We start from the raw sequence: 13737 nt of genomic DNA on the forward strand, positions 1-13737 counted from the left end.
TTTCTGCATCTTTGGCTGCTGCGCCGCTATCCAGTTTGGCAATGATTTCTTCCAAAGTCATGCGGCCCTGGCCGATATGTTCTCCGTTTTGGAATACCATCGGCACCGCCATGATTTTGCGTTCTTCTACTTCATCTTGGAAGAATGCGCCGTCAATCATGGTTGCAGTGGTGCCCGGGTTGTAAATCGCGATCAAGTTCAGCGCTTGAACCACATCCGGACAGTTATGGCAGCTTAAAGACACAAATACATCAAAGTCTGCAGTGAGATTCAGGCCTTTGATTTGCGCCAAAACTTCATCAGGCACTTTCGGCGCATAGCCGGACACTTGCAGCAAGGCCAGAATCAAGGAGGTGAACTCGTGGCCCATCGGCAGGCCAGCAAAGTTGACACGCGGCTGCTCACCGGTTTTTGCGATGCCGAAGCTTGGCGCACGGCTGTTGGTGCCGTCAAAACGTGCAGTCACCAAATCAGACAGCGCGGCGATTTCAGTCACCAATTCTTTGATTTTGTCTGATTTGTCAGAAGCATCTAAAGTCGCGACGATTTCAATCGGGCCCTCTAAACGTTCAAGCAGGGTTTTTAATTGAGCAGAAGTATTTTGATCCAACATTGCTAACGCCTCCAAAGGAGTCAATATTTATTCGATGGGTTAATAATAAGTGATTCAGATAAATAGGTAAAACAGTTTGTTTTTATAACAATAATCGAATTATCAAATCAAAGCTAAAAAACAAAATGAATAACAATGATTTATATATGAGGTCTCGGGATAATATTTCAAGATATTTCAACTAAAACATGAATAATAATATCTTCATTCACGCAAATCATAGAGGCCGAACTCAAAACCACAAAGACTAAGCCGGCCGAATTCCAAATAAAATCAGCCGGAACAGCTCAGCACGCTAAAATGTTGATTTATACAAACCTAAACTGCTGCAAACTAAAACCGCATTCAATTGATTATGAATGTATGCGTTGCTCAATCCGAAGAGTCCGCTTCTTGATTTGGCTCGCCAAAGCAAATAAACACAAGCTCAGGACAGCGCTGAAAGCAATCACCGCCCACAGCACCCATCTTAATGCACTGTTTAATAATTCAGCTTGCGCCGCCTGCTTGCTGACACTTTGCGCCATAGGCGTGATGGTTTTTTGAAACAGTTGATTTTGCATAGTCCAGAGCTGTTCAGGCTTAAAGCCATAGTCTAAAAACTGCGGATCGTTCTTTTCTGCTTTAATTAAAGCCTGAACATATGGAATGGCCGCCGCCCGATCTGCAGGATGATGCAGCAGCGCAGTTTGCGCTAAAAGATAGTTTTGAATCGGCTGCGCCAAGTCTGAATCCGCTAAATAGTGTGAAATTTCACTCTCTTGAATGTTTTTATCATACTGCACCAGCTGCTGGAATTCAGCATTGCGGTCATGATTCCAGTCATACTGCACATAAGTCAAACTTCCCCAGATCAGCATGAATGAAATCAGCCAGCCGACAAATTTGAGGACAAAAGACTGAAAGCGCACGTAGAAAAAACGTATTTTCTTCAGCAGATGCACAGCAATAAATGCCCCGAAAAAGGAGGCAAACAGCTTCAGGAACAGCCAGCCAAACCATGACAGCAAATTAATAAAATAATCTGACTGCTGACTCAAAGACGCCAAGCCGCCATCAACACTGCTGGGCATATGCAGCTGTTCCACTTGAGCTGTCAAGCCAAAGAAACTGTAGACGAAATCCTGCTGCACAAATAAGCCAATCACTGATGCCGTCAGCACTATGCTGGATGTGATGCCAAGCAGCATCAAATTGCGCTGACGTTTTTTCAGCGTTTTTAAACCTGTTTCCAGCTGCTGCGGCTGCACGGCATATTCATCCAAGGGAGGCAAAGCTGTTCTCCTAAGCGGTTTTAAAGTCGCCTCCCTAAGCTGGCAATGCTTAGTTTGGCTTAGAACTGTTTGAGCTGGACTCCAGCACCAAATGATTCAAATTGTCCTGCAAAACCCGCAAGCGGCCTGCAGCCTCATCACGCTTCTGCATGCCTTCTTTTTGAATTTGAATCACATCATTTACTGTTTTAATGAGGGTGTTTTGCACATGTTCAAGCGTTTCAATATCAATCACTGAACGCTGATTGGCACGGGCAGTATCGACTGAGTTCTGATGCAGCAAGTCTGCATTGCGTTTCAGCAGGTCATTGGTGGCATCATCAATGGTATTGGCCAGCTGTACGCTGTTTTTCTGCTCCTGCAGGGAAATCGCCAAACTGATCTGGTTCTTCCATGCCGGCAGCGTAATGTTTTTAATCGCGTAGAACTTGTCCACCAGCATCAGATTATTGGATTGAATAATGCGGATCATCGGCAGCGTTTGCATGGCGGATTGCTGCAGCACTTGCAGATCGCTGACCCGTTTTTCCAAATTGTTGGAGAGATGATTTAAATCATAAATTTTCTGGGTGGTGGACTGATCCTGCTCTTGACCCGTCAATACGGCGATCTGCTGCTGAATTTCCTGTTCTTTCAGCTTGCCGGCCGCCACATAAATGCCAAGCTGCTTATATTCATCCTGCACGCCGTCAAACATTTTATCCAGCGTCCCCACCCGCGCTTTCAGGCCATTTTGCGAGCTTTCAATTTCTTTCACCAAGGCATCAATCTGCTCTTTGGTGGTGTTGAAATGCTGGTCAAAACTTTGCTTGGCACCTTTAAACTTGCTGATAATACTGCCAAAAAAACCTGAACTTTTCGATTGATTCAAAATACTGCTGGTATTCAGCTGCTGCGCGACCTGCACCACTTGATTCAGCTTCTGCCCTGTCGCATCCAAATCTTTATTCTGCACCAAATTCAGCAATTCATCTGTATAACTGGATGTTTTACTGGCAATATTTTTGCCGTATTCCGCCACGGCATTATGATTCATATCCGACAGCTCTTTATGCGCCGTCATCACCTCTTGAAAATCAGAGGGCTGCAAGCCGATTCCCTGTAAATCCAGCTGCTGGAATTTCTGTTCAGCAACTGCAATCTCTGAACCTTGTTCCGTATCTGCCGGCAAATGTGTCTGTTCTGGATGTGTCATGGCGCACCTTGTACTGATTATGATTTAGAGGGTTTCTCTAATGATTTTCTTAACGTTTTAATGAGGTTTTCACGGCTATTATCAAGTTTTTCCAATGCACTTGCCGAACCGCTCTGCTGGCTTTGCTTCACATGATGCTGCCATGCTGGAATAAGCACCTGCTGCGCTTCTTTGTAGCGGTCCAATAAGGTAAAGGACAGCTGCTGCGACAAATGCATTTGCATAATGGCAAGATCATTGCTGGATTGCAAAGTTCTTAACGTCTGAATTTTTTTGGACAGCCGCTCCGCAAAACTGTCCAGCGGCAGCGGCTGCTGCGAAAAAGTTGGATATTCCTGCAGAAATTCTTCAGCCGCCACAATATATTTGGCCATTTGCTCACGCAGCCCCTGCAGCTGAGCAAAGCGCGACTGTGATTTTTGGATTTCAATCTGCAAACGCCGGCTGAGCTGATTGGCTTCATCCAAATGGCGGTCTAAATTTTTATAATATTCTACCTGACTGGAACCAAACTCCAAATCCAGCCCCAGCCATTTTTGCAGGCCATTGAATTTACGTTTTTTGAGGATTTTTTTTGAATCTGAAAGCGTTTGAATCAAATGCTCAATGCTTTGGCTCAGCCTTTGCGTCAGCTGCGGATCAACTCCGCTCAGCAGTACCGACTGCGCCTGAATCAGCTGATCGGCATAATGATTTAAACGGTATGGATCTGTCAGCAATGGCAGCAGCTCATCACGCTTGATCGGCAGCACATCTTCAGGATGCACTGGAATGTCAGCAATGGGCACCAAAACGTCAGTTGAATGCATAAACAATTAAATCCAATAAAATCATTTTTATACTACGGCTTTTAGCCAGCTTTTCATGTATTTTTTTGCAATAAAAATAGAAGCGCTCCGCCGATCCTGTTCACAACAAATTAAGATGCCGTTCAGAAACATTGCTTCCTTTTATGCATCCGCATCAGATATCTTCTTGGCGAGGCGCTTTTCTATTTTCGCATAGGCTTGCAGCTGCCCTCAATCTTCCGCCTCATGCCGGCGAATACCAGTCATTTTGAGATAAAAACACCGCCCGATGGTTTTAGCATTAAAAAATTTAAGCGCTTACTTTAAGCAGCCGGCAAGCCGCTTATTTTACATGCAATTTACGATAACACTAAAAGAATCATTATGATAACCAATTGTTGAAAAATGAATCAGCCCAGTGACTAGCTCTGAAATTGCGCTGCAATACATACTGCTGATGCTCTGACATTTCACTATGCGATGCATGCTTGTATCGCATCTCAGAACAAATGCTATTTCTATTTATAGATGCCTGCATGGAACACATGCAAAATTACATACCGCTGTTCCAGCCCCAGTCTCTGGCTATCACGGTTCCATATCCTTCCATTTTATTTAAGTGCCTACGATAGCGTGATGGATCAGCAAATGCTGTGATTTTAGAAACAATACTGGCTTTCTTTGCTGGTATTAAAAATGCTGAAACAGCGCTGCCTGCTGGGCGAAAAATCTGAGCAAAATATTATCGGATTGAGACTGCTCTTGATCCGCAATACTTTGCTCAGAGCTAAAAAAACTCCAGATCATAGAACTGGAGTTTTCATATTCAGCATTATCAGGCCGCAATTACAAATAATTGCCTTCACGCTCTGGCTGATACAGCACTTTTTCAATTTTGACTTTCATAATGTGCCCATCCGGCTGCGGCCATTCAATTTCCTGACCTTCCGTCAAGCCTAAAATTGCCGCACCAACAGGCGCCAGCACATTCACCTGCCCTTTTTCGCCGATAAAATCATGCGGATAAACCAAAACAATTTCTGTCGGCTCAGTTGCAGGCGCAATAGTAATAAGCACTTTAGCATTCATGCTGACCACATTGGCAGGAACATCCTGTGGCGCTACCACTTCAGCGCGCGCCATTTCCTCTTCTAAATGCTCCATAGTCGGCGTCAATTTAGATTGATGCTCCAGCATCGTTTCCAAACGGTGCAAGTCTTGTTCAGAAATAATAATGTTAGGCTTTGTCATATGCTTTTCCTTTAAATCTTGTATTTCCGTCAAAACAGCTGCGGCTTGATCTTAAAAATTTATAATTACTTTCATTCCGTTATAGCAGAATTTTATGAAAAACAGCTAGAAAATCGTTTTTCTTTCACCATAAAAAAAGCCCCCTTGAGGGGGCTTTCTCAAGTAGAACTTATTTTGCGTAAACTGGGAATTTCGCGCAAACAGCTTCAACTTTAGCTTTCACAGTATTGATTACTGCTTCGTCGCCTTTCGCATCTAAAATGTCTGCAATCCAGCCAGCCAAATCACGCACTTCAGCTTCGCCGAAACCGCGGGTTGTTACTGCAGGTGTACCGATACGGATACCAGAAGTTACAAATGGAGAGCGTGGATCGTTTGGTACAGAGTTTTTGTTCACAGTGATGTGAGCTGCGCCTAACCAAGCATCAGCTTCTTTACCTGTAATATCACCTTGCTTGATTAAAGACAATAGGAACAAGTGGTTTTCAGTACCGCCAGATACAACGTCATAACCGCGAGCGATCAGCACTTCAGCCATCGCTTTTGCGTTTTTAACAACTTGCTGCTGGTAAGTTTTGTATTCAGGCGCCATCGCTTCTTTAAAGCAGATTGCTTTCGCTGCTACAGCGTGAACCAATGGACCGCCTTGGTTGCCAGGGAATACAGCTGACTGCAATTTTTTCTCAATTTCTTCGTTTGCTTTCGCAAGGATTAAACCTGAACGTGGGCCACGAAGTGTTTTATGAGTCGTTGTTGTTGTTACGTCAGCAATTTGCACTGGGCTTGGGTATACGCCAGCAGCAACTAGGCCTGCAACGTGAGCCATATCTACAAATAGGTAAGCGCCAACTTTGTCCGCGATGTCACGGAAACGCTGCCAGTCAACAATTTGGCTGTACGCAGAGAAACCAGCAACGATCATGCGCGGTTTGTGTTCTACTGCTAAACGTTCAACTTCTTCATAATCGATTTCGCCAGTTTCTGGGTTCAAACCGTATTGAATTGCGTTGTAGGTTTTGCCAGAGAAGCTGACTTTAGCACCGTGAGTCAAGTGGCCGCCGTGCGCCAAGCTCATGCCTAACACTGTGTCGCCTGGGTTAAGAAGCGCTAAGTAAACTGCAGAGTTTGCTTGTGAACCTGCGTGCGGCTGTACGTTTGCGTAATCAGCGCCGAAAAGCTCTTTAGCACGGTCAATCGCTAATTGTTCAATAACGTCTACATATTCGCAGCCGCCATAATAGCGTTTGCCTGGGTAGCCTTCCGCATATTTGTTAGTCAGTTTTGATCCTTGCGCTTCCATCACTGCAGGTGAGCAGTAGTTTTCAGAAGCAATGAGTTCGATGTGCGCTTCTTGGCGGGCATCTTCTTGAGAAATTGCTTTCGCGATTTCTGGATCAAATTCAGCAATAGAGATATTGGCAAACATTAGCGAGGTCCTATTAATTTAGGGCTTTTAAGCCGTGCTAAGATTGGCGCGTATTGTAGCATGAAGTTTATAAATATTGAGAAGCATGTTTGTGCAGTTTTTAATAAAAAATGCTCACCTTTGTTAGAAAAATGAGCATTGTATTTAAATCAAATTATTGAATTGGCATAAAAGTTTTTACATTTGAGTATTTAACCATATATTTGGAAATATGCTCATCCGTCTAACTATTGAAAGAGCGAATCAATATTGCCGACAAAACTGGCATAATTTAGCGTATACACAGTTCCGTGATCCCATGTGTCATTGGTTATATATTGAATATTGCTTGGATTGGTGTCATTAATTTTCATAGATGCAACCAGCTTATCGGTTGCTTGATACGGTACTGTGGTATCTGCTTTTCCTTGGTAAATAAAGACTTTTTGCTTAATCGGAATTAAACCTGGCTGCGAGCCTGTTTGCAAAAATGTACTAATAATAGGAAGCTCCATAAATCCAGTTTGTGTACGACCATAACCGTTAAGGGTGCCTCGTCCACTACCCGCTGCATAAGCCCCCATGCCTTCGGCCAGTTTCTGCCCAACGGTCGAACTGCATTCATATTCTGCAATAGATGCAAGTATCACAGTATCATTTTTGAATACTTCGTTATAAGTTACAGAACTCTTATGCCCTTGCATTCCAGCGACAATTAAAGCGGTATAAGTATCCAGCTGTGCAAGTGCTGGAATCTGCTGAGCTAAAGGTAAATTTTCAGCCTGATCCTCACCCGTATCGAGTATGAAAGCAAGATTTGAAGCCGGCGCAATAGCCACAGTGCCTTTATAATTCAACTGTGCACGGGAAGCATATTCTGCTGCGCCTAAAACTGCTTGACCACCTTGAGAATGCCCAATGCTGACCCATTGATCGCTGACATTTTTTCCAAGCTGTCCTTTTACATATTTTCTAGCCGCAACAACAGCATCGGTAATGGAATAGGCTTCACTTTTTAAATTAAGGAAAGGATGGTTACCTGCTGATCCCAAACCTTCATAATTTGGCGCAACTACCATGTAGCCTTTTTGCAGCAATTCTTCGATTAATGTTGCTGTTTGTCCCAGACCCAATGCACTTGGCGCACATTTATCTGCAACACCTGTTGTTCCATGCGCCCAAACCACAATTGGCCAGCCATTTGCTGGAGCAGCTGTTTTAGGTGTAAAAACCAATGTAGTCGCATCGACTTCCGTTCCATCTACCTACACCGAGCATTTTATAGGTTAATAAAGTTTGATTTTCACTGGCGGCGATCAGGTCAGCATTTACTGTGTCATCAATATCGATGTAAGTCTCAACCCTTACCACAGGATCTGCAATATTATTTTTTGGAATTCCGTCATCGACAACATAGGTATAATCACCTCCATCGCCGCTTCCGCAAGCAGTAAGCAGAAATGCACTGCTGATCAGCACTGATAAGACATGTTTTTTCATAACGACGTCCCTGCTTGTTGTTTTTGATTATGTTTTAATCAATGTATTACCGTTAATAACCAACATGCACAAGAGTTTTTAAGATAGATGACCATAAGCAAATTCATCTATTTTTATTAAAAATTTAATTTATTGATTTTTATTAATTTAATAGGATTAAAATTACAAAAATAAACATTTTTTACTTAAGCGCTTTTTATGCCGATCTCCCGTCCATGATTTGAAAAAATCCGCTGATTGCTGCACTTCAAAGAACTGTAAAAATATTGCGTACGTACCATCTTTTTGATGATTCAAAAAATCTTTTAGCTGTTTAACTCCCTTAATTTATTTCCAGCATCTCAGCCGCAGATCTTCAAAGAAAAGTCGAAACCGATCTATTTACAGGCTTTTATGTCGCCGCCGCGTAGATAAGCGTTCCGCAGCGCGGCCTATTCCGCCCGAATTGCATAAAGTACAGTCAATGCTCTCATGATGGTTTGTCAAGAACTGAGGCAAATGTTAGATTGATCATCTTTACACTTTCTCCTTATATGGAATCGGTTATGCAAGCCATCATTCTCGACACTGAAACGCATACTTTAAATGGCCAGCCGATTGAAATTGCATACGCGCCTATTCAAATTTCAGACCATAAAATTACTTTAGACAAATCCAAACTGTTTGATCAGCTCTACAGCGCTGATGAGCCCATTTCTTTTGCCGCCATGGCTGTGCACCACATTTTAGAGTCTGACATCAAAGATCAGCCGCATTACACAACCTTTGAGCTGCCAAAAGAAACGGTTTATATCATTGGCCATAATATCGATTACGATATCCGCGCCCTCGAAAAATGCGGCGTGGATTCAAAAAACATTAAAGCCATCTGCACGCTGGCATTGTCGCGCCTGGTTTGGCCTGATGCCGAAGCGCACAATATTTCCGCGCTGATTTATATGATCAGCAAAGGCAGTGAAAAAGCCCGCGAAATGATCCGCAAAGCGCACCGCGCTGACATGGACATTATTTTAACGGCCAATATTTTGATGCATATTGTGCATCATCTTAAAATCAACAGCATTGAAGAACTGTATGAAGCTTCTGAAGATGCCCGCATTCCGCGCAGCATTAATTTTGGCAAACACCGCGGCACCGCAATTGCTGAGCTGCCTGCCGACTATATGCAATGGCTGATGCGCCAGGACGATCTTGATCCTTATTTGCGTAAAGCGCTGGAAAATGCATCCATCACAACACTATAAAATACAATTATTTAATGAAGCTTTGTCATAAAAGCTTCATACCAGTGTAATTTTCACTCAATATCATCAGCCTTAATTTATTTGGGGATAAATTAAGGCATGAATACTTTTTATAAAACGGAACTGGGCTTCCGCACACTGAAACTTCGTGATTTAGAGCTAAACGCCAGGCAGCGCCGGCTTTTGGTCTTGATCGGCACGGATGATTTCCATGCGCTCAGCCAAACCATGCAGCAACGGATCGCTTCCCCTGATTTATTGCAGCAGCTGATAGATTTAGGTTTGATCATCCGTCAAAGCATACTCGCAGCGTCATCTGCAGATACTGCCGCAGGACCAGATTCTGCGGAAACAGCAGACAGCTTAGCCACCGCCAATCTTGCGCAGCATTCTGAAATTCAAACCTCACTGCAAATTTCACCGGCTGCATCACCTGAATGCATTCAGCCACAGCAAAAGATCGTGCCTATAGCGCCCGCCCTACAGCCTGTTCCAAGCGCACCGTCCGTACCAGATGATGCGCAGCTCAAAAGCACGTCCCCAAAGGCAGAAATGACCGCTTTGGATTTTGAAGCTTTAAAAACCTTTATGGTGCAGCATCTGCAGCAATATTGCGGCTTAATGGCTAAACAGCTGATCTTCAAAATTCAGGCCGCAGAAAAAATTGCGGAACTGAAACTGTGTCAAATGCAGTGGATTACGTTGCTGCAAGAATCCCGGATTTTGCCCAAAATTCTGAATGATGCCTTGCAGCAGGTGAATCTCAGCATGCGCACCCTGCAGGCGGCCTAAGCCGCTGCATGCACAGTGTGCTGTGCTGCCTTGCAAATGCAAGCCTCTTCGTCAAACCTGTCTGCGCATATTAAGAGTTTTTTCATTATGCCTTATTCAAAATAAGACTAAGCTGCGGGATCATAATTTCACACCTAGAATATATCCATATGAATTATTTAAATATTTTATATAAATGAAGAATGCTCTCAAAAAAAATTCAATTTCCTGCGACTTTATTTGAATAGCATGTTCATCTCTTACAGCGCATATATAAGGTCTTCATTTTGGGGAAGCGCTGGAATCATGCCGTATTATTTAGAATTTGATGCTTTTGATAACCCTATGCAGCTCAGTAAAGTGGGCAATTGGATTATTACTTTTTTAAGCCCTAAAGATGAGCTGGAACATATTCAGCTGGCGATTAGCCATGTATTGCCGCGTCAGATCTGTGCGCATTTGCAGCCGCGGCGTCTGATTATGCATAGCGCGGCAGCAGAGAATCACTGGGAAATTGAATGCATTGAATGTTTTGACAGCAGCTCCAATCAAGAAATCACTTTTCCGCCGGAAGATCCGCAAGCGCAGCAAGTCATTCAAACGATTTTAAAAGAATTTGACCGCTATGATGTCTGCGTAAAGTTCAAGCAGGACGCAGATGCTTAGACGGATAACGCTGATCATAAAAAATAATTGAAAAATTAAAAAACTCACCCTATTGCGGTGAGTTTTTTCAATCGAAAGGAATGGAAACTTAAATCAATTAAGCTTCGATCACTTTGTAAATACTGGATGAATTTTGGCTTTCGAATAAAAGTTCAATGCTCGGCAAAATGACTTCACCCTCTACCACAATATGTTCAATGCGGCTGAAAACATTATTTGAGTCGGACGCAGAACGCAATACAGCTTTGGCATCCAAAATTTCGCTAAACTGATTCTTCACCTTAATATCAATCATATTAGTCATTATGGTCACTCTCTTACTTATTTGAATTAGCATTTTTATATCACACACCCTACGCAACGCCTTGCCCAAAAATGTTAGATTTTTTGGCATTGTAACTTGTTTCAATTTATATAATTGTAGATCAATGAGATACAAAGCAGCTGTGTAAATTGTATGACAAGAATTAACCTTTTTTGACTCGGCAATTCATCAAAAGAACTGAATAATGATTTTAGGCGCACATTTAAAACATTAAAAAAGCCCGCATTGCTGCGGGCTCTATGTTGGAAGGCTAGTGCTGATTTTTTGTCTTAACCGAGGTTAGAGACTCAATTAGCTGTCATTGATCCGTCCAACTCTTAGTAGCGTCTTTGTTTTTCGACCTACTGTAGTATTAATATAGCACTGCTTATTTTTCTGGCAAGCACCTTTAACACTTCAACACATTTGATCAAAATAAATACAATTGCATTTTTATACTGCAAAGCAGAGAATATAGTCGATTCAAATCACTTGCGGGTGATTTTTTTTAAATCATTGATTTTATAATTTAAAAAAGCTGCTGATCCGATCAAATTCTCATACATTCGTCTTAACCTGGGAAAATACCGCGCTCTTTACGCGCTTTTAAAATACGTTCACAGGCCAAAATATACGCCGCAGTCCGCAAAGTGCAGGCATTGTTATTTGCACAGGTCCAAACATCTTCCACTGCTTGAATCATCAGCTTATCCAAACGGTCGTTAATTTCGGCTTCGCTCCAGAAATAACTGGCCATATCCTGCACCCATTCAAAATAGCTGACCGTCACACCGCCAGCATTGCAGATCACATCCGGCACAATCATAATTTGGCGTTCACGCAAGATATCATCTGCGTCAGGGTAGGTCGGGCCATTCGCCCCTTCTAAAATCAGCTTGGTTTTTAACCGCTGTGCGCGCTTGGCGTCAATTTGCCCTTCTAAAGCGGCAGGGATAATAATGTCTGTCTCGATATCCCAAAAATCTTCATTTTCAATGGCTTCTGCGCCTTCAAAACCTGCAACGCCTTGATGCTGCTGCATATGCACATGCAATTTGTTCAGATCGATCCCGCCGGCATTGTAAATTGTTCCGGTATGATCTTGAATGCAGACAATTTTCGCATCAGATAAAAAGAATAAATTGGCCGCTTCACTGCCGACGTTTCCGTAGCCTTGAACGCTGACTTTGGCATTGGCAATGTTCAAGCCTATCTTCTGCGCAACGTGGCAGCCGCTAATGTACACGCCTCGCCCTGTTGCTTTGACACGGCCTAAAGAGCCGCCCAAGTGCACAGGCTTGCCGGTCACAACCCCTGTGACGGTATAGCCCTGGCCCGATGAATAGGTATCCATCATCCAGCCCATGACATCTGGATTGGTGCCTACATCCGGTGCAGGAATGTCTTTTTGCGGGCCAATAATATGCGCTATCTCACTGGTAAATCGGCGGGTTAAACGCTCCAGCTCACGCGCTGAAAGCTGGCGCGGATCGACCCGCACGCCACCCTTGGCGCCGCCGAAAGGCAAATTCAGCACAGCGGTTTTAATGGTCATCCACGCCGCCAGCGCCATCACTTCGTTCAATTCCACTTCAGGATGATAGCGGATGCCGCCTTTGCCCGGCCCGCGCGATAAATTGTGCTGCACACGGTAGCCTTCAAAGTGCTGAATCGTACCGTCATCCATAATAATCGGCACATCGACAATTAAAGCGCGTTTCGGGCGTTTTAAAGTGTCGACATAATCAGCCAGTTCTGCGCTCAAATAGGGCGCAACGCGGTCTACCTGCGCCAGAAAAGTTTGCCAAGCACCGTTGCCGCCATTTGCATAAGAAAGATTAGACATTGCTGTTCCTTTATTTATAAATTATTGTTGATTAAATATATAGCTGCAGGCGATGAAAGCTGCAAGCCTTGCAGTCATTGATCCTGATCATATTTTGGATTGCATTGCGCAATATCCAGCAGTTTGATTTTGCCGCGGCGCTGAATATGCTGCATCACCCGTTCAAATATCTTTAAATCAATGCCCCGCACTGCTGCTTGCTGGTGCATGGGGGTGAAAATTGCCTTATCGCCCGATTTAAATCTGGGCACTTCACCGACACAGTCACTGCGCCTGATGATGAATATGGGCAGTACGCTGTTCCACCAACGCCATAACAAACACTAGCGGCTGTGACGATTCATGCGGTACAAGCGCTGGGCCTGCACAACATGCAAGGCAGTTTGGAAGATGAAAAATGGGCAATTTTGTGCCATGGGATATTCAGCATCCTTCAGAAATCACCTATTGGCTGGGCGGCACAGCAAATCTTTTCACTACCTTTGCATTGGTGCAGCGCAGCATTTCAATACCAAAAAACTGTTTGATACCGCAACGAGCTTAGGCAGCCAGTATATTTTTGATCATGAGCTTGGGCTTGCTCAGCTGGAACAGGTCTTTTCCAAAAATGATAATTTATACAGGCGGTGGATTGGCTGTATGTCACGGTTGATCTGGATATTTTTGCCATGTCGATTGCGCCTGGTATCAGCGCGCCAGCCTACCGGCGGATACTGGGCTTCGCGCAAGAAGTAAAAAGCGCACGGCAAATCACTCTGTTCTGCAAAAGCCTCTTTTGAAGCCTCACTGCGTTTGCCAATCCAGTGAATCAGCTCAACGTATTGAATCATTACGGTATTTAAACTTCCGCGGCATCAATTGCAATGCGATCACTTTCTAT

At 43.7% G+C, this 13737-nt stretch carries 13 protein-coding genes and 2 pseudogenes; 4 read left to right on the forward strand and 11 right to left on the reverse strand.

All coding sequences use genetic code 11. The annotated features are described in order from the left end of the window. The 7 genes and pseudogenes from ACE3T3_RS08605 to ACE3T3_RS08635 form a co-directional block, all read right to left on the reverse strand. On the reverse strand, positions 1–613 hold a 613-nt coding region (locus ACE3T3_RS08605), incomplete at its 3' end, for a thioredoxin family protein (protein ID WP_374665968.1). Positions 614–966: 353 nt separating this feature from the next. Then, on the reverse strand, positions 967–1887 hold the full coding sequence (locus ACE3T3_RS08610; protein WP_374665970.1) for a hypothetical protein: 921 nt from the start codon (positions 1885–1887) through the stop codon (positions 967–969). Between the two features lie 49 nt (positions 1888–1936). Next, positions 1937–3082 (reverse strand): toxic anion resistance protein, encoded by a 1146-nt coding sequence (locus tag ACE3T3_RS08615; protein ID WP_374665972.1) that lies wholly within the window; start codon positions 3080–3082, stop codon positions 1937–1939. 17 nt (positions 3083–3099) lie between these two features. Further along, the gene (locus tag ACE3T3_RS08620; RefSeq protein WP_374665974.1) at positions 3100–3891 is read right to left on the reverse strand and encodes a tellurium resistance protein; all 792 of its coding nucleotides are present in this window, start codon (positions 3889–3891) and stop codon (positions 3100–3102) included. A gap of 825 nt (positions 3892–4716) precedes the next feature. Then, the gene (gene rnk / locus ACE3T3_RS08625) at positions 4717–5121 is read right to left on the reverse strand and encodes a nucleoside diphosphate kinase regulator (RefSeq protein ID WP_374665976.1); all 405 of its coding nucleotides are present in this window, start codon (positions 5119–5121) and stop codon (positions 4717–4719) included. Between the two features lie 169 nt (positions 5122–5290). Further along, on the reverse strand, positions 5291–6547 hold the full coding sequence (gene glyA / locus ACE3T3_RS08630) for a serine hydroxymethyltransferase (RefSeq protein WP_374665978.1): 1257 nt from the start codon (positions 6545–6547) through the stop codon (positions 5291–5293). A gap of 227 nt (positions 6548–6774) precedes the next feature. Then, positions 6775–8026 (reverse strand): annotated as a pseudogene (locus tag ACE3T3_RS08635) (alpha/beta hydrolase family protein). 545 nt (positions 8027–8571) lie between these two features. On the opposite strand from ACE3T3_RS08635, the gene ACE3T3_RS08640 reads away from it, so the two are divergent. From ACE3T3_RS08640 to ACE3T3_RS08650, 3 genes are all read left to right on the forward strand, one after another. Continuing rightward, on the forward strand, positions 8572–9270 hold the full coding sequence (locus ACE3T3_RS08640) for a 3'-5' exonuclease (protein ID WP_374665980.1): 699 nt from the start codon (positions 8572–8574) through the stop codon (positions 9268–9270). Between the two features lie 99 nt (positions 9271–9369). Further along, positions 9370–10062, forward strand: a complete 693-nt coding sequence (locus tag ACE3T3_RS08645; protein ID WP_374665982.1) for a hypothetical protein — start codon at positions 9370–9372, stop codon at positions 10060–10062. 285 nt (positions 10063–10347) lie between these two features. Further along, the gene (locus ACE3T3_RS08650) at positions 10348–10707 is read left to right on the forward strand and encodes a hypothetical protein (protein WP_374665984.1); all 360 of its coding nucleotides are present in this window, start codon (positions 10348–10350) and stop codon (positions 10705–10707) included. A gap of 97 nt (positions 10708–10804) precedes the next feature. On the opposite strand, the gene ACE3T3_RS08655 is transcribed toward ACE3T3_RS08650, so the two are convergent. From ACE3T3_RS08655 to ACE3T3_RS08665, 3 genes are all read right to left on the reverse strand, one after another. Then, positions 10805–11011, reverse strand: a complete 207-nt coding sequence (locus ACE3T3_RS08655; RefSeq protein WP_374665986.1) for a hypothetical protein — start codon at positions 11009–11011, stop codon at positions 10805–10807. 571 nt (positions 11012–11582) lie between these two features. Next, on the reverse strand, positions 11583–12857 hold the full coding sequence (locus tag ACE3T3_RS08660) for a Glu/Leu/Phe/Val dehydrogenase (RefSeq protein WP_374665988.1): 1275 nt from the start codon (positions 12855–12857) through the stop codon (positions 11583–11585). A gap of 74 nt (positions 12858–12931) precedes the next feature. Next, entirely contained in the window at positions 12932–13066 is a 135-nt protein-coding gene (locus tag ACE3T3_RS08665) for a hypothetical protein (RefSeq protein ID WP_374665990.1), read from the reverse strand. Position 13067: 1 nt separating this feature from the next. Here ACE3T3_RS08665 and ACE3T3_RS08670 point away from each other — a divergent pair. Beyond that, positions 13068–13401 (forward strand): annotated as a pseudogene (locus tag ACE3T3_RS08670) (hypothetical protein); the annotation flags it as partial. 37 nt (positions 13402–13438) lie between these two features. On the opposite strand, the gene ACE3T3_RS08675 reads toward ACE3T3_RS08670, so the two are convergent. After that, positions 13439–13687 (reverse strand): hypothetical protein, encoded by a 249-nt coding sequence (locus ACE3T3_RS08675; protein WP_374665992.1) that lies wholly within the window; start codon positions 13685–13687, stop codon positions 13439–13441. Positions 13688–13737: the final 50 nt, after the last annotated feature.

It is taken from the genome of Acinetobacter sp. (assembly GCF_041919735.1).
Taxonomy (GTDB): Bacteria; Pseudomonadota; Gammaproteobacteria; order Pseudomonadales; family Moraxellaceae; genus Acinetobacter.

Coding starts and splice junctions, on each gene's coding strand:
- ACE3T3_RS08675 (WP_374665992.1), bottom strand. CDS start 13,687: ATGATTCAATACGTTGAGCTGATTCACTGGATTGGCAAACGCAGTGAG.
- rnk (WP_374665976.1), bottom strand. CDS start 5,121: ATGACAAAGCCTAACATTATTATTTCTGAACAAGACTTGCACCGTTTG.
- ACE3T3_RS08620 (WP_374665974.1), bottom strand. CDS start 3,891: ATGCATTCAACTGACGTTTTGGTGCCCATTGCTGACATTCCAGTGCAT.
- ACE3T3_RS08665 (WP_374665990.1), bottom strand. CDS start 13,066: ATGCACCAGCAAGCAGCAGTGCGGGGCATTGATTTAAAGATATTTGAA.
- ACE3T3_RS08660 (WP_374665988.1), bottom strand. CDS start 12,857: ATGTCTAATCTTTCTTATGCAAATGGCGGCAACGGTGCTTGGCAAACT.
- ACE3T3_RS08650 (WP_374665984.1), top strand. CDS start 10,348: ATGCCGTATTATTTAGAATTTGATGCTTTTGATAACCCTATGCAGCTC.
- ACE3T3_RS08615 (WP_374665972.1), bottom strand. CDS start 3,082: ATGACACATCCAGAACAGACACATTTGCCGGCAGATACGGAACAAGGT.
- ACE3T3_RS08645 (WP_374665982.1), top strand. CDS start 9,370: ATGAATACTTTTTATAAAACGGAACTGGGCTTCCGCACACTGAAACTT.
- glyA (WP_374665978.1), bottom strand. CDS start 6,547: ATGTTTGCCAATATCTCTATTGCTGAATTTGATCCAGAAATCGCGAAA.
- ACE3T3_RS08640 (WP_374665980.1), top strand. CDS start 8,572: ATGCAAGCCATCATTCTCGACACTGAAACGCATACTTTAAATGGCCAG.
- ACE3T3_RS08655 (WP_374665986.1), bottom strand. CDS start 11,011: ATGACTAATATGATTGATATTAAGGTGAAGAATCAGTTTAGCGAAATT.